This window comes from Pseudomonas sp. J380, assembly GCF_009827115.1.
Classification (GTDB): Bacteria; Pseudomonadota; Gammaproteobacteria; order Pseudomonadales; family Pseudomonadaceae; genus Aquipseudomonas; species Aquipseudomonas paracarnis.
The window spans coordinates 1,372,964-1,389,108 of the sequence record NZ_CP043060.1 but is presented as its reverse complement, the minus strand read 5'-3'; the positions used below and the strand labels follow the sequence as shown (position 1 = coordinate 1,389,108).

The window sequence follows — 16,145 nt, the reverse complement described above, 5'->3', positions numbered from 1 at the left end:
ACGGGGTTAGGGGGTTGTGGCGATCAATGCCGAGCCAACGTGTTGCCAGTCTTCATTCATCAAGGTGGCATGCAGGTCGGCAGCCTTGAGCAAGGCGCTGGCGGAAAGGCCGGTGAGCCTGACGGCTTCATGGCAACGCAGGAGCCAGTCCAGGTCGGCCAGGGTCTTCACCTGTTTGGCAGGCAGGTATTCAACGAGCAGGTTGATTTCATCGACATCCCACTTGAGCAATGCGGCCAGTTGCGAGGTGCAAGCCCCATCGTCAGTTACGGCGGAGCCTTCGACGGAGGATGAATTGGCGCACTGCAAATAGGCGAGCACGCTGTCCTGGGCCAGCCCGTAGGTGCTCAGGCAATGGGCAAAGCGTTGCAGCAGGTACAGCGTGCTCAGCGTCAGCTTGAGCAGCGAGGCCGCGGTGTGGTCCGGGCTCAGCCAGTGCGGATGGAGCACGAAGGTCTGCAAGGCCTCACGACTCACTGCCAGCCCCAAGGACACTTCGGCATCCGGCAGGCTCAGCAATACATTTTTGTGCAGCTCCGTGGTGGATTCGGCAGTGGCGGTTCGGGCAATTTGTCGAACCACGAGTTTGCGCCATTGCAGGTACGCGGCGGGGTCACCGGCAAGGTGTGAGGGAGCGTTGAGCAGCGTGTCGATTTTTGCTTTCAGCGGCTGCATTTGTTGGTAGAACGCGCCCAGCTTCTTGGTCACTGCCTGTTTGGCATCGCTGTGCAGAGCCGTGTTGCCTTCTGGGTCGAGGCTCAGGGTCTGGGCTTCGATAAGCTGCACCAGCCCATTGGGCAGTTCTTTGGGCGGCGCGGGCTTGAGCAGCGGTTGGCTGTGCAGCAGCCCTTGTACGATGAGGGCATGCCAGGCAATGGGCGCCGCTTTGGTGTCAGGCTCGGGCTGGGGCAATGACAGGTCAGCGAGGTCTTCTTGCGCCAACAGGCCATGCCGGGTCAGTTCGACCACCTCATCGAGTTGGGTGATGTACGTCTGCACGTGGGGCGGTGGAGATTGGGCATCCAATAGCAATTGGCGGCGAAGCTGATCAACCGTTTGACCCGTGTCGTTGAGCCAGCGGACCAGCCAGTCCATTTGCATCAGCACATCGAGCAGGTCGGCAGGGGCATTGACGCCGGAGCGACGCAGGCTCGGGTTGACCAGTTGTGCGGTGTAATCCTTACCGCCCAGCAGCGCCGCCACATGGTAGCTGTCGAGCACTGACAGCCCGAACAACCGCGCGATCCGGGTTTGGCGATACAGCGCGCTATAAAACGTAAGCGTCGGGCAAGAAGCGGGTAGATGCAGGCGGGCCTGCTTGATCAGCCAGTGCAACGAGGCCGGGGTGTCGCTCAGGTGCAGGCCGGTGCAGAGCTGGTGGCGCAGGGTTGTCGGGATTTCCTCCCTCAAGGCCAGGGTCGGCCTGTCCAGCGTCAATGCCTGGCCTGGCAACGGGCCGGGATTGAACAGCTGGTCGTACAGCGACAGACGAGTGCCGGGTGCCCACACCGGTATCTCATCCAGCACGGCGGCAAAGGCTTGCAATGACAGGCTGTAGCGGCGCTCCAGATAGCGATAGACGCCCAGTGCGCGCAGGGTATTGTCGTTGGCGGGCTGCGCCGGGTCGCCCTCGTGTTCACGCCGCACCACGCTCGTCGACAGGGCGTCGAGTGCGTCGAAGGGCAATTGCGTCCAGCGTTGCAGGCGGATCATTCGGTGCAGGCGCTGGTAACGTTCCCATGAGGTATTGAGCAGGCGCGCACCATCCTTGTCCTGCGCATTGATCGACAGGGGCGACTGGGTCGCGCCGGCCTCGGTGATCGGCCCGTTCACGTACGCGGCACCGTTGTGCAGGCGCAGCTTGGCCGGCGGCGTTGGCAGGGCGCTTGCCAGAACATTGCTCGACAGCATCGGCACATACTTGCCGCAGGCCAGTAGCGCTTCGGTCTGATCGGCGGTGAGTCCGGTTTTCTGCAACCAGTGGGACAACTCCTCAAGGGGCTGCTCCTGGGTACCATAGTGCTGGGTAAAAAAATCTTCTGCCTGTACGTCTCCCGTTCTTATTAACAAAGGCTCGGTCAATAACACCTGCTGGGCAGGGCTCAGCCCGGACAGCAAACGTTGCGCTTCATAGGCCTCGTGCCGGACCACGCCGTAAGTGTTTTGCGCGCGCTGGCTGGTGGGCAGCTTGAGGCTGATGCGGTAACTGAGTTCGCCCAATTGTGGCTTGCCGCCGGACAAACCGAGCCAGCACTGGCGATGCGCGCGTTCGAACGGCAGCACGAAGGGGAAGCGTTGCCTGCCGAGCACCTCATCAAGGGAGCGGCCGCGGTATTCACGGCGGGTTTGTTTGAGATGAGCGTCGATCTGGCGGGACAGGGTTTCGTTGATCATCGAGAGTTGAGGAATCACAGCGCTGAGGCCGCGTTCGTCCAGGGGCAGTGTCTTGAGTTCGGGGCGTCGCCGGTCGAGGGTGATCTTGGGCTGTTTGCCTTTACCGCTTTTTTCCAGCGCTTGGGCAAACAGGTATAACGCCTTCAGGTAGGCGATCGGGGAGTCGATTGCCGCCATGGAAGAGGCCGAACACAGCAGGGGCCAGTCCTCTTTGAACAGGTGGGTATAGGTGGGGGAGTGCGTGTCCATTGTGATGAATCTCCTGAAAGCCCCCGGCCACTGCCAAGGGCAATGGCACGCTAGCATGGGGCGCCAGGCCGGCTCGGTCGGCCGGATCGCTGAGTGAGCGAGGAGAAATCATCGGTGCAAATCGATAGCGCGACAGGGCCTGTGGGTCACTGTCGCGCGAACCTTGCTGCGAGGAGGTAGCCGTTACGCCGCCAGCGGTTTTTTCGCCATGGCTTTTTTGTGCGCGGCCTTCATCGCTTCCATCTCGGCTCCCAGCTCTTCGAGCAGCGCTTTACCCAGCAGTTTCTTGGCCTGAGGGAACATCTCGGTTTCTTCTTCTTCGATATGGTGCTCAAGCAACTCCTTGACCACTTTGACGCGACCGGAAAACTCGGTGGACGAGGGGTCGGTTTTCTTCAAGTCCGGCAGTACCAGCGAGTCGACGGTACGGTGCTCTTCCTTGGCTTCGTGGTACATGATGTCCTGTTCCTTGCCACCAGCTTTCCTGAACGCGGGGTAGAGGATCTCTTCTTCGAGTTGGGTATGCAGGGTGATCTCCATTTCGAGTTTGGCCAACAACTCGGTACGCTTTTTTACCCCGCGTTCAGTGGATTCGCTTAACTGGGTCAGCAGGGTCTTGACGCGTTCATGGTCGGCTTTTAGCAGGTCGATGGCATTCATAGGTAACCTCACGGGGGGGTATGCGGGCGTGTCGAAGTGCACGCCTCGTGGTGAGGAAGGTTGCATCAGGCGTACCAACTTTTATGGTTAAAAATTATCTTATAAATCAGTTGGTTGTATTTTTTTGTATGCTTGGAGGTCGTGCAGCTTGCATGGTCGGGCCGCGTTGAGATTGCACAACGCACAACCGGTTGCTGACGCTCCAGCGCAACGGGCGGCCAGAAAGTGTGGCCAGGAAAATTCTAATGGAACCCTTGGGGCATCTGCTTGACCTAACGCTTAGACTTCAGGAGGTGAATCATGCAAATTGAATATATCTGGATCGTATTGGCGGTGGTTCTGCTGCTCTTGGAACTCTGGGCGATCAATATCGTTTTGCGCAGCACTGGCGGATGGGAGACCAAGGGGTTGTGGGTCGTGGTGCTGGTGTTCGTGCCGTTGCTGGGGTTGATTGCGTGGGCGATGTTCGGACCCAAGCGTGAAATGGCGCAGCAGCGTAAAAGCTGAAACGGTAAGTGATAAAAAACAGGCCCCCATGGGGCTAATGCCAGTCAGTTAAGACAGAATCGGTAACTGTGGCGAGGGAGCTTGCTCCCGCTGGGGCGCGAAGCGGCCCCAAAAATGGGACTGCTACGCGTCCAGCGGGAGCAAGCTCCCTCGCCACAAGTCACTGGTTGTCTGCTCGAGCTCTTAACTGACTGGCATTAGCCCATGGGGCGCCTGTTTTCATTGCGGTCAACCGATCAGCCGCCGACGGCCTTGGCAATCGCCTCATTGAACGCCGGTAGATCGTCCGGCGTGCGCGAGGTGATCAAGGTCCAGCCATTGGCCTGGCACTCTTTAACCTCGGCATCCACCACGCCGGCAGCGCCGGCGTTTTCAAGGTCGATGCGCACGCTTTTATAGGCGGTCAGGGTTTTGCCCTTGACCACGCCAGCGTCGATCAGGGTCCATGGCCCGTGGCAGATCGCCGCGATGGTCTTGCCGGCCTGCACGAACTCATTGATCAAGCGCAGCGCGGCGGCATCCTGGCGCAGTGTATCGGCATTCACTGTACCGCCCGGGATGACCAGCGCATCGAAGTCGGCGCTGACAACATCCGACAGTTGCACGTCGGATTCCACGGTCTGGTCTTTTTCCGTGTCGCCGACAAATGTCTGGGTTGTGCCCCCTTTGCTGGAGGCGTGCGTTACGGTCGCGCCGTAGCCACGCAGCGTCTCCAGAGGCTTGAGCAACTCGTCGCGCTCGATGCCGGTGTTGGAGGTGATGACGAGGATGTGCTTGCCGTTGAGTTGCGAGCTCATGGTCGAGTGTCTCCTTGGGTCATGGATGGATTAATGGGCGTATTTGGTTTGCAGTTCCTTGGCCATTTTCAGGTGGGCTTCAAGGGTGGGCAGGGTCTTGGTGGCGAAGGCTTTCAGCTCGGGATTGTCCGAGGAGGCCGCTTCTTTCTTGAACAGTTCGACGGTTTTTTCATGGGCCGCTACCTGGTTGTTGGCATAGGCCTTGTCGAAGGATTCATCGCGCATTTCCAGGATGGCTTTCTTCGCCTGGTCGGTGAGCGCGGCATCATCGGGTACTTCGATATCGAGTTTTTTCGCCAGGGCCATCAGTTCCTGATTGGCCTTGGTGTGGTCTGTGACCATATGCTGGGCGAAGGTCTTTACGTCCGCCGAGCTGCTTTTTTCCAGGGCCAGTTTGCCCGCTTCCACCTCGGTGATACCGCCCTCGGCGGCGTTGTCGACAAAGTCGTTGGAGGTCGCCGCCATCGCGGTGGAAATCGAGCCTGCAATCAGCATGAAGGTAAGGCCCATCGGTTTCATCAGTCGAGTTTTCATGGTGTCTCTCCTTGGAAATGGCGGGATGCCGTTACCTGACTGTTGAATCGAGAGGCGGGTAAAAGGTTTAAATTTTTTTGCGCTTTTTTGCCCAGTGGTGAGGCGAGGCAATTGACTTGAACCAATCCGGATTCGCAGGGTTCTGCTGCATAGGGCCGCCATCTCAGGGGCCTGCCACTGCCAGGAGGATTGCACTGTGACTGATCGTAAAACCGCCGATAAAACCCCCGACCCCGTCAGCTCTGAAGATGCGCAAAAAGGTAATGCCCAGGCCACCAAAGGGCAGACGCTTGAACCTGCGAACCCCAAGACTGACACCATCGACAAAGTCGTGACGCCGACCTCGATCAAGGACATTGAACGGCAAACGGATGCAATCAACGAGAAACTCAACAACGGGCGTTGAACCTTCTGAGTTGATCGGTGGAAAAGGAACGAGATCCTGTGGCGGCCTGAAAGCTGCCACTGCTACTTTTTATAAAAAAATATAATAATTAGCTTAGATTAAAATGTGCTTTTTATTATTTATGACCATCCCCTAGTCTTGCCTGGAAGTCCCTTAGGTCATCCAGGAAGATTTGCCATGAGTAGCGTCACGCCGATTTCCAGTGTCTTGAGCAATGTGCGCCAGCGGGTCACACCGCAAGAGTGGGAGGTGCGGGTCAAGTTGGCCGCGGCCTACCGACTGGCGGCGTTGTACAAGTGGACCGATCATATCTACACGCATTTCTCGGCGCGGGTGCCAGGGCCCGAGGCGCATTTCCTGATCAATGCTTTCGGGCTATTGTTCGACGAAATCAGCGCCTCCAACCTGGTCAAGGTCGATCTGGACGGCACCCTTGTCGATGACCCTACGGGCCTGGGGATCAACTACGCCGGCTATGTGATCCACAGCGCCATCCACGGCGCACGCCATGATTTGCAAGCGGTGCTGCACACCCACACCCGCGACGGTATTGCGGTGTCGGCGCAGAAGCAGGGGTTGTTGCCGATCTCCCAGCACGCTATAGCATTCTCGGGGCGTGTGGCTTACCACGGTTACGAAGGCGTGGCGCTGGACCTGGACGAGCGTGAACGGCTGGTGGCGGATTTGGGCGACAAGAGTGTGATGATCCTGCGTAACCACGGCTTGTTGACGGGCGGCGTCAGCGTCGAGCATGCCTTCCAGCAACTACAAAGCCTGGAGCGGGCCTGCAACATCCAGATTGCGGCACAGGCGGCGGGAAATGCCGCGTTGATCTTCCCACCGGCTGAGGTGGTGGCCAAGGTCGAGCAGCAGGCCAAGGTGTTCAGCAATGGCGAAGGCCCGGGCGTGGCGCGGCATTGGAATGCGCTGGTGCGCCAGCTTGAGCGTACCGATACCGACTACAAGAACTGAGTCGGGTGGATTGTTCCCACGCTCTGCGTGGGGACACAGCCCAGGATGCTCTGCGTCCCTAAGCGTGACGCGGAGCGGCACACGAGGCATTCCCACGCAGAGCGTGGGAACGATCATCAAAACCTCACGTCAAGGCGATAGTTGACACGTTGCTGTGCGGCCCGACGGTACTGGCTCGGTCTGCCAGGTAACGCGCCGGCGGTTGGCCCATGGCCTTGCGGAACATGGTGATAAACCCGCTGGCATTTTCATAACCCAGGTCCAGCGCCACGCTCTGCACACTCTCGCCGTTAGCCAGGCGCTGCAGTGAAAGGATTACATGCAACTGCCGGCGCCAGCGACCGAAGCTCAGGCCGATCTCTTCCAGCAGCAGGCGGGTCATGCTGCGTTCGCTCATGCCGATGCGCACGGCCCATTCGCCCAGGGTCGATTTGTCGCCGGGGTTGGCCAATAAGCTGGTGGCCAGCCGATGCAAGCGAGGGTCCTGGGGCATGGGCAAATGCAGGGCCTCGAGGGGGGCCAAGGCCAACTCGTCGAGTAACGTCGCCACCAGCCGGCCCGGGGCGCCGTCTTCGTCGTAGAGCTGCGGGAAGCTGACCGCCTTGCCGATCAATTCGTGCAGCAATGGCGACACCGACAGCGTGCAACATTGCCAGGGCAGGGCGCTGGCGGCGTCCGGGCTGATCAACAGGCAATATACATCTGCTTCGCCAGCGCCACGGGCCGCGTGGGTCACACCGCCGGGAATCCACAATGCGCATTGCGGCGGCACGATCCAGATACCCGCCTCGATCACACAATGCACCACGCCGCGCAAGGTGTAGATCAATTGCCCGTGTTGATGGTGGTGAGGGGTATGTTCCCAGCGTTCGGACGTACTCGAGGCGCCCACTGCAACAATCGAGCGAGGGATCGCGGCGGCGTCGCGGACCCGGCAGGGGTCGTATTGGTCGAGGCGGTGATGAACCATGCTGATAACTGCCTTGGCTGGATTGCGAAATATTCTGGCTATTCTATGCAATGCTGTCCAGCGTCACGCGCCCTATGATGAGAACCAATCTCATCAAAGGAGCTTTGCCATGCGACTCGACAGTTCAACTTTCCCGGTGGTGAAAATCTTTTTCGACGCGCCTAGCGAGGGAGCGCCGGAAGACGCCTTCCTGACATTCGAACGTCTGCTGGCGCGTGAGCAGCCCTTCTTGCTGCTGCACGAAAAAGCCGTGGATGAGAACAATCACGAACACGCCCACGAAGAGCGCAAGCGCGCTTCTATCTGGATGAAGAAAAACAAGGCTGCCTTGCGCGCTTACGTCAAAGGCATGATCCAGGTGGAGCCCAGCGCTGCCAAGCGCCTGGCCCTCAAGCCCTTTGCCGTGACGTTCGGCAAGGCCTGGGGTTACCCGCTGCTGGTGGTGGAGTCCAAGGATCGCGCCTGGGCGTTGGCCCAGGATGTGCTGGATGCAGAAGTGTCGGATGTGGCGTATTTCTGAGCCTGGCCAAAGCTCGACAGCGTCCACAATTGAACTACCTTGATTGACGAGCCTTCCCACTCGGTACTCAAGCATGCGCACTTTATGGACGCGGTACCTGGCGTTGCTGGAAAACGACCTGAGCACGCAGATTTTCGACAATGTTAAAAACCTGTTGGTCTGCGCGTTGTTGTTTGCGGCGGGGACCAACGCGCTGGTGGGACCGCGCGAGTTGCTGATCGGTATCTTCGCCTCCAGCGTCGCGGGCTGGGGCTTGATTGTGCTGTCCACGGTGCTGATGCTGTTGAACGTCAGCGACGGCATCCGCCGCCTGGCCAAGTTGCGTTATCACTTGGCGTTGCAACTGTTGTTGATCCTGATCTACGTGGTGATTGCCGAGCGGGTGGTAGAGATTGTGTGGGTGTTGCGCGCCCATTGACGTATCCTCCGCGCCTCGTTTACCACTGATTCGAACAAAGATGACAGGACAAGCTATGCAGGCGCTGCTGGAGTCGATCCTCGACGAAGTGCGCCCCTTGATCGGCCTCGGCAAAGTCGCCGATTACATTCCCGCGCTGGCCGACGTGCCCGCCAACCAACTCGGCATCGCGGTATACGGCAACGACGGCACGGCCTACTGCGCTGGAGATTCAGACACGCTGTTTTCGGTGCAAAGCATTTCCAAGGTCTTCAGCCTGGTGCAGGCCATCGACCATGGCGGCGAATCCATCTGGGAGCGCTTGGGCCACGAGCCCTCGGGGCAGCCGTTCAACTCCATGGTGCAGCTGGAATTCGAGCGTGGCCGCCCGCGCAACCCCTTTATCAACGCTGGCGCGCTGGTGATCTGCGACATCAACCAGTCACGCTTCGCCGTGCCGATTCTGTCGATGCGCGACTTTGTACGGCGCCTGTCGGGCAACCCGCAGATCCTGGTCAACAGCGTCGTGGCCGAATCTGAAGCCCAGCATGGTGCGCGCAATGCGGCCATGGCCTACCTGATGAAGTCGTTCGGCAACTTTCATAACGATGTGGACGCGGTGCTGCACAGCTATTTCAACTATTGCGCGTTGCAGATGAGCTGCCTGGACCTGGCCCGAGCGTTCAGCTTCCTGGCCAATGAAGGCGTGAGTGCCCACAGTGGCGAGCAGGTGCTGACGGCGCGCCAGACCAAGCAAGTGAACTCGATCATGGCCACCAGCGGGCTTTATGACGAGGCGGGCAATTTTGCCTACCGCGTGGGCCTGCCGGGCAAGAGCGGGGTCGGCGGCGGGATCGTCGCGGTGGTGCCGGGGCAGTTCACGGTGTGCGTATGGTCGCCGGAGCTGAACGCAGCGGGTAATTCGCTGGCGGGGATGAAGGCGTTGGAATTGTTGAGTGAGCGGATTGGGTGGTCGGTGTTTTGAGATCGTTCTCCCTGTGGGAGCTGGCTGCCTGCGATAGCGGTGGTTCAGTTACAGATTAATTGACTGACACGCCGCCATCGCGGGCAAGCCCGCTCCCACAGGGTTCTATGCGTGGTGCCGATTCTGTGGGCAACCCACAACCAGTGTGGGAGCTGGCTTGCCTGCGATAGCGGTGGTTCAGTTGAAGAATCATTGACTGACAGGTCGCCATCGCGGGCAAGCCAGCTCCCACAGGGATCTATGCCTGGTGCCGATTCTGTGGGCAACCCACAACCAGTGTGGGAGCTGGCTTGCCTGCGATAGCGGTGGTTCAGTTGAAGAATCCTTGACTGACACGCCGCCATCGCAGGCAAGCCCACTCCCACATTTTGATCCTCATTGTTCTTCGAACTGTAGGTGAGCCAAAACAAAAAATGCGCCCCTTGGGGCGCATTCTTTTGCTCGGTCAGCTATGGCCTATCAGGCCGTCGCATCCCAGGCCCGATCACCGTTTTCGTCTTTGATCCGAGTCGGTAAGCCCATCACATCCAGCGCCTTGAGGAACGGCTCGGCCGGTAGTTCCTCGACGTTGGCCATATGCTTCACATCCCACTCGCCACGCGCCACCAGCAGCGCAGCGGCTACCGGTGGTACGCCTGCGGTGTAGGAGATGCCCTGGCTGTCGGTCTCGGCATAGGCCTCTTCGTGATCAGCCACGTTGTAGATGAACATCTCACGCGGTTGGCCATCCTTGGTGCCTTTGACCAGGTCACCGATGCAGGTCTTGCCGGTGTAGCCCGGGGCGAGCGAAGACGGGTCGGGCAGCACGGCCTTGACCACTTTCAACGGCACCACTTCCAGGCCTTCGGCGGTCTTGACCGGCTGTTCGGAAAGCAGGCCGAGGTTTTTCAGCACGGTGAACACGTTGATGTAGTGTTCGCCGAAGCTCATCCAGAAACGCACGTTGGGCACGTCGAGGTTTTTCGACAGCGAGTGCACTTCATCGTGGCCGGTGAGGTAGAGGTTCTGCGAACCGACTACCGGCAGGTCGTCGGTGCGTTTGACTTCGAACATGGTGTTGCTGGTCCACTGGCTGTTCTGCCAGCTCCACACCTGCCCGGTGAATTCGCGGAAGTTGATTTCCGGATCGAAATTGGTGGCGAAGTATTTGCCATGGGAGCCGGCATTGACGTCGAGAATGTCGATCGAATCAATGCGGTCGAAATGCTGTTGCTGCGCCAGCGCGGCATACGCGTTGACGACACCTGGGTCGAAGCCCACGCCAAGGATGGCGGTGATGTTCTTCTGTTTGCACTCTTGCAGGTGGTTCCACTCGTAGTTGCCGTACCACGGCGGGGTCTCGCAGACCTTGCCCGGCTCTTCGTGGATGGCGGTGTCGAGGTAAGCCACGCCCGTGTCGATGCAGGCACGCAGTACCGACATGTTGAGGAAGGCGGAGCCGACGTTGATGACGATCTGCGAATCGGTCTCGCGGATCAGGGCCTTGGTCGCTTCCACGTCCAGGGCGTTCAGCGCGAAGGCTTGGATATCGGCGGGAACCTTGAGGCTACCCTTGGCCTTGACGCTGTCGATGATGGCCTGGCATTTGGAGATGTTGCGCGACGCGATAGCAATACGACCGAGTTCGTCGTTGTGCTGCGCGCACTTGTGGGCCACCACCTTGGCGACACCTCCTGCACCAATGATAAGAACGTTCTTTTTCAATTGCTTTATCTCTCCTTTATCCGCCAGCTCAGGACAGGCTGGACAGGTAGTCGTCGTAACCAAATTCACGAACCACCTCGACTGTACCGTCGAGTTGTTTCACTACGATGGACGGCATTTTCAGGCCGTTGAACCAGTTTTTCTTGACCATGGTGTAGCCTGCGGTGTCGATGAACGACAGCCGATCGCCGATGGCCAGCGGACGATCAAATTGATACTCGCCGAAGATGTCCCCGGCCAGGCAGGATTTGCCGCACACCATGTAGGTGTGTTCACCCTCGCTCGGCGCCAGCTTGGCGTTGAGGCGGTAGATCAGCAGGTCCAGCAGGTGGGCTTCGATGGAGCTGTCGACCACGGCGAGACTCTTGCCGTTGTAGAGAGTGTCGAGCACGGTGACTTCCAGGGAGGCGCTGTTGGTGATCGCCGCTTCGCCGGGTTCCAGGTAAACCTGCACGCCGTACTTCTCGGAGAACGCTTTGAGCCGTGCGCAGAATGCATCCAGTGCATAGCCTTCACCGGTGAAATGGATGCCGCCGCCGAGGCTGACCCACTTGACCTTGTGCAGCAGTTCACCGAAGCGTTCCTCGATGGTGCCGAGCATCTTGTCGAACAGGCTGAAGTCACCGTTCTCGCAGTTGTTGTGGAACATGAAGCCGGAGATCTGATCGATCACGCCATCGATCTTCACCGGGTCCCACTCGCCCAGGCGGCTGAACGGGCGCGCCGGGTCGGCCAGCAGGTAGTCAGAGCTGCTCACCTGCGGGTTCACACGCAGGCCGCGGGTCTTGCCTTCGCTGCGTTCGGCAAAACGCTGCAACTGGCTGATGGAGTTGAAGATGATCTTGTCGCAGTTCTCCAGCATCTCTTCGATTTCATCGTCGGCCCAGGCCACGCTGTAGGCGTGCGCTTCGCCTTCGAACTTCTGGCGACCGAGCTTGAGCTCATACAGCGACGACGAGGTGGTGCCGTCCATGTATTGCTGCATCAAGTCGAATACCGACCAGGTGGCAAAGCACTTGAGCGCCAGCAGAGCCTTGGCGCCGGACTGTTCGCGCACGTAGGCAATCTTCTGCATGTTGACCAGAAGCTTCTGTTTATCGATGAGGTAGTACGGCGTTTTGATCATTTTTGAGAGCCTGCGGCGGTGCCTGCCAAAAAAGGACACGCATTGTGCCCGCACTTGGAACAGATCGAAAGGTTAGCCGGCGGATTTTGCGCGCCACGTTAAGCATAGGGCGTAAGTATGACCGTTCATAAGAATCATGCCGCCTCCTGTGGGAGCGCTCGAGCCTCAGCGAGGCCGCGATGACGGCGCCCCTGGCACCCCACACATCAACAATAGCGCCGCGAATATCCTGCTTACCTGAACATGAGTAAATCTTGTGATGATCTAGAACAGAATGAGTTTGTCTCAAGACGCCCCTCTGCCGACAATGACCGCCATCAATCACACCATCGGAGTTGTAAGTCATGGCAGTCGCTCATTCCCTCGGGTTTCCGCGCATTGGACGCGATCGTGAACTGAAAAAAGCGCAGGAAGCGTTCTGGAAGGGTGAGCTCGACGAAGCCGGCCTGCGCGCCGTTGGCCGTGATTTGCGCAGCACCCACTGGGCGCTGCAACAGCAAGCCGGTATCGAACTGTTGCCGGTCGGTGATTTCGCCTGGTACGACCAGGTGCTGACCCATTCGTTGATGTTCGGTGTGGTCCCTGAGCGGTTCCGCCCGGCGGATGGCCAGGCCACGTTGCATACCTTGTTCGCCATGGCCCGTGGCGTCAGTGACAGCTGCTGCGGCGGTGCCCTTGCCCAGGAGATGACCAAGTGGTTCGACACCAACTATCACTACCTGGTGCCGGAGTTCAGCGTCGATCAGCAATTCCACCTGGCGTGGGACCAACTCTTCGAAGAGGTCCAGGAAGCCCTCGACCTGGGGCACAGCGTCAAGCCCGTGGTGATCGGCCCGCTGACCTATTTGTGGCTGGGCAAGGCCAAGGGCGCTGACTTCGACAAGCTCGACCTGCTCGAGCGACTGCTGCCGCTGTATGGCCAGATATTCCAGCGCCTGGCCGAATTGGGCGTTGAGTGGGTGCAGATCGACGAGCCAATCCTGGCGCTCGATCTGCCTCAGGATTGGAAGAACGCTTTCGAGCGCGCCTATAACCTGATCCAGCGCGACCCGCTGAAAAAATTGGTGGCCACTTACTTCGGCGGCCTGGAAGAAAACCTTGGCCTGGCTGCCAACCTTCCGGTGGATGGCCTGCATATCGACCTGGTGCGTGCGCCGGACCAGTACCCGACCATTCTCGACCGCCTGCCAGCGTACAAGGTGCTGTCCCTGGGCGTGGTCAACGGCCGAAACGTGTGGCGTTGCGACCTGGAAAAAGCCCTGGCCACCTTGCAGCATGCCCATGAGAAGTTGGGCGATCGCCTGTGGGTCGCGCCGTCCTGCTCGCTGCTGCACAGCCCGGTGGACCTGGAGCGGGAAGATCAGTTGGGTGCCGAACTGAAAAGCTGGCTGGCCTTCGCCGTGCAGAAGTGCGCGGAAGTGGCGCTACTGGCCAAGGCCGTCGATCAGCCCGAAGCCCCTGGCGTACTCACCGCCCTGGCTGCGAGCCGCGCGGTGCAGGCAGCTCGTGCTGCATCGCCACGCATTCACAAGCCTGCCGTTCAAGCTCGTGTAGCGGCCATCACTGCACGGGACAGCCAGCGCCAGTCGCCGTTTGCCCAGCGCATCGAAAAGCAACGGGCCGGCCTTAACTTGCCGCTGTTCCCGACCACCACCATCGGCTCGTTCCCACAGACCGCGTCGATCCGCCTGGCGCGTCAGTCGTACAGGGCGGGCAAGTTGAGCCACGCCGAATACGTCGAAGCCATGCACAGTGAGATCAAGCACGCTGTCGAGGTGCAGGAAAATCTCGGCCTGGATGTGTTGGTGCACGGTGAAGCCGAGCGTAACGACATGGTCGAGTACTTCGCCGAACAACTGGATGGCTACGCGTTCACCCGGTTCGGCTGGGTGCAGAGCTATGGTTCGCGCTGTGTGAAACCCGCAGTGATTGTCGGTGACCTGAGCCGCCCGAACGCCATGACCGTGGAGTGGATTCGCTATGCCCAAGGCCTCACCGACAAGGTGATGAAGGGCATGCTCACAGGCCCGGTGACCATGTTGATGTGGTCGTTCCCACGGGAAGACCTGAGCCGCGAAGTGCAGGCCCGGCAACTGGCCCTGGCGATTCGTGACGAAGTGGTGGACCTGGAAGCGGCCGGCATCAAGATCGTGCAGATCGACGAAGCGGCTTTTCGTGAGGGCTTGCCGTTGCGCCAGGCGCAGTGGCAGCACTACCTGGACTGGGCGACTGAGGTGTTTCGTTTGTGCGCGAGTGGCGTGGGCGATGAAACCCAGATCCACACCCACATGTGCTACAGCGAGTTCAACGATGTGATCGAGTCCATCGCCGCCATGGATGCCGACGTGATCACCATCGAGACCTCACGCTCGGACATGGAGCTGCTCGACGCGTTCGAAGCCTTCGCCTACCCGAATGAGATCGGCCCGGGGGTCTACGACATCCACTCGCCACGGGTGCCGGATGCCTCGGAAATGGCCAACTTGCTGCGCAAGGCCGCCAAGCGGATTCCGGCAGAGCGCTTATGGGTGAACCCCGATTGCGGCTTGAAGACGCGGGGCTGGCCGGAGACCGAGGCGGCGCTCATTCATATGGTCACCGCCGCTCGGCAACTGCGTGCTGAGTCAAACTGTAGGAGCGAGCTTGCTCGCGAAAAACGCCAACGATTACGCGTAGCTTCTGAATGAACGTGGCGCCTGTGAGTTTTTCGCGAGCAAGCTCGCTCCTACAAGGGGAGGGGGCAATATTCGCCCCGTGCATCAGGTCAGAGGTATTTGAGCCACGCCAGATCCCGCCGCCGTGCTTTCAGGCCGGCGAACCAACGCACGGGCAAGTACAGGGCAATCGGCAACAGCAGCGCTGCCAACCACACCGCACCGATATCGTCGAAGCCAAAGTAAGTGCCATGGTTGAGGCCAAACAGCGCAACGCAGGCTACATAGAGGATTTTCAATACATAGAGGTGCAACAGATAAAAGAACATCGGCGCCGCGCCGAACACCGCCAGCACGCCGATCCAGCGCTTATGCCCGGCGCGTTCAAACGCCAGCAGCAACAGCAAGCCAATCCCCAGGGTCAACGCCAGGAACAACAGCGAAGGCGGGTACTTGGTGATATTGAAAAAGCTCATCAGCGTCAGCACGCTGCTGTCATACGCCTGCCAAGGCTGCTCGCCATAGCCGTTGAGCGCTCGCAACAACCCAAAGCCCACCAACGCGCCCACCCCTGCGACCAGTAAATAACGCTGACGCACAGCCGGCAGCGTGGCATTGGCAAACCATGGCCCGAGGCCGTAACCCAGGGCAATCACACCGATCCATGGCAGCACCGGGTAGGTGGTGCGCAGGCGCAGGTTTTCAGAGACTTCAATCCAGGTGCGTTCATGCAGGATGGCCCACGGCACATGCAACATCGAACCCGCTGCGAAGTGCAGCCCATCGAGCAGGTTGTGCCCGGCGATAATCACCAGCGCCAAGCCGATCAGCCAGGCACGCGGTAGCCAGACCAACGCGGCGAGGGCGATCATGCTGATGCCGATGGCCCAGATCACTTGCATGTAGATCACGCTGGGCGGCAGTTGGAAGGTCCACGCGAAGTTGACCAGGGTGAATTCCAGCACCACCAGGAACAGCCCGCGCTTGAACAAGAATGCCGACACGTCGCGACGACCTTGATATTTCTGACCGTACAGCCAAGCCGACAAACCGGTGAGCAGCACAAACACCGGCGCACACAAGTGAGCCAGGGTGCGGCTGAAAAACAACGCAGGCTCGGTGCTGTCTATGCTCATGGGGTCGCTGACCTGGCGGTGCAGCAGGAAGGTTTCACGCACGTGGTCCAGCAACATGAACAGGATCACCAGGCCGCGCAGGGCGTCGATGGACAGCAGGCGTTTGCGTAAAGTCATAGCGTCAGTCATAAGTT

At 59.5% G+C, this 16,145-nt stretch carries 15 protein-coding genes; 7 read left to right on the top strand and 8 right to left on the bottom strand.

From position 1 onward, the window contains the following. Nucleotides 1-6: 6 nt before the first annotated feature. Together FXO12_RS06290 and FXO12_RS06285 are read right to left on the bottom strand one after the other, a co-directional pair. Nucleotides 7-2,643 carry a Tc toxin subunit A gene (locus FXO12_RS06290; RefSeq protein ID WP_057977467.1) on the bottom strand — a complete coding sequence of 879 codons (2,637 nt, stop codon included), beginning with the start codon at nucleotides 2,641-2,643 and terminating at the stop codon, nucleotides 7-9. Nucleotides 2,644-2,826: 183 nt separating this feature from the next. Beyond that, a complete protein-coding gene (locus FXO12_RS06285) occupies nucleotides 2,827-3,303 on the bottom strand; it encodes a hemerythrin domain-containing protein (protein WP_003191732.1) in 477 nt (158 codons plus the stop codon). A 300-nt stretch (nucleotides 3,304-3,603) separates the two neighbouring features. Between FXO12_RS06285 and FXO12_RS06280 the strand changes: the two genes are divergently transcribed. Next, nucleotides 3,604-3,810 (top strand): hypothetical protein, encoded by a 207-nt coding sequence (locus tag FXO12_RS06280; RefSeq protein ID WP_003191730.1) that lies wholly within the window; start codon nucleotides 3,604-3,606, stop codon nucleotides 3,808-3,810. 236 nt (nucleotides 3,811-4,046) lie between these two features. Here the strand turns inward: FXO12_RS06280 and FXO12_RS06275 are convergent, their stop codons facing one another. Both FXO12_RS06275 and FXO12_RS06270 read right to left on the bottom strand, forming a co-directional pair. Continuing rightward, the gene (locus tag FXO12_RS06275; protein WP_003191729.1) at nucleotides 4,047-4,607 is read right to left on the bottom strand and encodes a type 1 glutamine amidotransferase domain-containing protein; all 561 of its coding nucleotides are present in this window, start codon (nucleotides 4,605-4,607) and stop codon (nucleotides 4,047-4,049) included. A 30-nt stretch (nucleotides 4,608-4,637) separates the two neighbouring features. After that, nucleotides 4,638-5,141, bottom strand: a complete 504-nt coding sequence (locus FXO12_RS06270) for a DUF4142 domain-containing protein (RefSeq protein WP_020303039.1) — start codon at nucleotides 5,139-5,141, stop codon at nucleotides 4,638-4,640. 196 nt (nucleotides 5,142-5,337) lie between these two features. Between FXO12_RS06270 and FXO12_RS06265 the strand changes: the two genes are divergently transcribed. Further along, nucleotides 5,338-5,547 (top strand): hypothetical protein, encoded by a 210-nt coding sequence (locus FXO12_RS06265; RefSeq protein WP_057977469.1) that lies wholly within the window; start codon nucleotides 5,338-5,340, stop codon nucleotides 5,545-5,547. Between the two features lie 177 nt (nucleotides 5,548-5,724). Next, nucleotides 5,725-6,519: a class II aldolase/adducin family protein gene (locus tag FXO12_RS06260; protein ID WP_057977471.1), complete on the top strand. Its 795-nt coding sequence runs from the start codon at nucleotides 5,725-5,727 to the stop codon at nucleotides 6,517-6,519. 124 nt (nucleotides 6,520-6,643) lie between these two features. On the opposite strand, the gene FXO12_RS06255 is transcribed toward FXO12_RS06260, so the two are convergent. Next, nucleotides 6,644-7,489 carry a helix-turn-helix domain-containing protein gene (locus tag FXO12_RS06255; protein ID WP_057977473.1) on the bottom strand — a complete coding sequence of 282 codons (846 nt, stop codon included), beginning with the start codon at nucleotides 7,487-7,489 and terminating at the stop codon, nucleotides 6,644-6,646. A 109-nt stretch (nucleotides 7,490-7,598) separates the two neighbouring features. Here FXO12_RS06255 and FXO12_RS06250 point away from each other — a divergent pair, with 109 nt between their 5' ends. The 3 genes from FXO12_RS06250 to glsB all read left to right on the top strand — a co-directional run bounded on the left by FXO12_RS06250 (nucleotide 7,599) and on the right by glsB (nucleotide 9,391). Next, nucleotides 7,599-8,009, top strand: coding sequence for a hypothetical protein (locus FXO12_RS06250; RefSeq protein WP_034125714.1), 411 nt, complete (start codon nucleotides 7,599-7,601; stop codon nucleotides 8,007-8,009). Between the two features lie 73 nt (nucleotides 8,010-8,082). Continuing rightward, nucleotides 8,083-8,427, top strand: a complete 345-nt coding sequence (locus FXO12_RS06245; protein ID WP_014718790.1) for a hypothetical protein — start codon at nucleotides 8,083-8,085, stop codon at nucleotides 8,425-8,427. A 55-nt stretch (nucleotides 8,428-8,482) separates the two neighbouring features. Next, nucleotides 8,483-9,391 (top strand): glutaminase B, encoded by a 909-nt coding sequence (gene glsB, locus FXO12_RS06240; protein WP_057977474.1) that lies wholly within the window; start codon nucleotides 8,483-8,485, stop codon nucleotides 9,389-9,391. Between the two features lie 459 nt (nucleotides 9,392-9,850). On the opposite strand, the gene FXO12_RS06235 is transcribed toward glsB, so the two are convergent. Continuing rightward, on the bottom strand, nucleotides 9,851-11,095 hold the full coding sequence (locus tag FXO12_RS06235) for a saccharopine dehydrogenase family protein (RefSeq protein WP_032901677.1): 1,245 nt from the start codon (nucleotides 11,093-11,095) through the stop codon (nucleotides 9,851-9,853). A 28-nt stretch (nucleotides 11,096-11,123) separates the two neighbouring features. Then, nucleotides 11,124-12,221 (bottom strand): carboxynorspermidine decarboxylase, encoded by a 1,098-nt coding sequence (locus FXO12_RS06230; protein WP_057977476.1) that lies wholly within the window; start codon nucleotides 12,219-12,221, stop codon nucleotides 11,124-11,126. A 344-nt stretch (nucleotides 12,222-12,565) separates the two neighbouring features. On the opposite strand from FXO12_RS06230, the gene metE reads away from it, so the two are divergent. After that, nucleotides 12,566-14,908, top strand: coding sequence for a 5-methyltetrahydropteroyltriglutamate--homocysteine S-methyltransferase (metE, locus tag FXO12_RS06225; RefSeq protein WP_057977478.1), 2,343 nt, complete (start codon nucleotides 12,566-12,568; stop codon nucleotides 14,906-14,908). A gap of 77 nt (nucleotides 14,909-14,985) precedes the next feature. Here the strand turns inward: metE and FXO12_RS06220 are convergent, their stop codons facing one another. Further along, nucleotides 14,986-16,140 (bottom strand): DUF1624 domain-containing protein, encoded by a 1,155-nt coding sequence (locus tag FXO12_RS06220; protein WP_054897771.1) that lies wholly within the window; start codon nucleotides 16,138-16,140, stop codon nucleotides 14,986-14,988. Between the last annotated feature and the right edge of the window lie 5 nt (nucleotides 16,141-16,145).

Bases quoted from the DNA above. Each gene is read 5' to 3' on its own strand.
- FXO12_RS06290 (WP_057977467.1), bottom strand. From the start codon at position 2,643: ATGGACACGCACTCCCCCACCTATACCCACCTGTTCAAAGAGGACTGG.
- FXO12_RS06285 (WP_003191732.1), bottom strand. From the start codon at position 3,303: ATGAATGCCATCGACCTGCTAAAAGCCGACCATGAACGCGTCAAGACC.
- FXO12_RS06280 (WP_003191730.1), top strand. From the start codon at position 3,604: ATGCAAATTGAATATATCTGGATCGTATTGGCGGTGGTTCTGCTGCTC.
- FXO12_RS06275 (WP_003191729.1), bottom strand. From the start codon at position 4,607: ATGAGCTCGCAACTCAACGGCAAGCACATCCTCGTCATCACCTCCAAC.
- FXO12_RS06270 (WP_020303039.1), bottom strand. From the start codon at position 5,141: ATGAAAACTCGACTGATGAAACCGATGGGCCTTACCTTCATGCTGATT.
- FXO12_RS06260 (WP_057977471.1), top strand. From the start codon at position 5,725: ATGAGTAGCGTCACGCCGATTTCCAGTGTCTTGAGCAATGTGCGCCAG.
- FXO12_RS06255 (WP_057977473.1), bottom strand. From the start codon at position 7,489: ATGGTTCATCACCGCCTCGACCAATACGACCCCTGCCGGGTCCGCGAC.
- FXO12_RS06250 (WP_034125714.1), top strand. From the start codon at position 7,599: ATGCGACTCGACAGTTCAACTTTCCCGGTGGTGAAAATCTTTTTCGAC.
- FXO12_RS06245 (WP_014718790.1), top strand. From the start codon at position 8,083: ATGCGCACTTTATGGACGCGGTACCTGGCGTTGCTGGAAAACGACCTG.
- glsB (WP_057977474.1), top strand. From the start codon at position 8,483: ATGCAGGCGCTGCTGGAGTCGATCCTCGACGAAGTGCGCCCCTTGATC.
- FXO12_RS06230 (WP_057977476.1), bottom strand. From the start codon at position 12,221: ATGATCAAAACGCCGTACTACCTCATCGATAAACAGAAGCTTCTGGTC.
- metE (WP_057977478.1), top strand. From the start codon at position 12,566: ATGGCAGTCGCTCATTCCCTCGGGTTTCCGCGCATTGGACGCGATCGT.
- FXO12_RS06220 (WP_054897771.1), bottom strand. From the start codon at position 16,140: ATGACTGACGCTATGACTTTACGCAAACGCCTGCTGTCCATCGACGCC.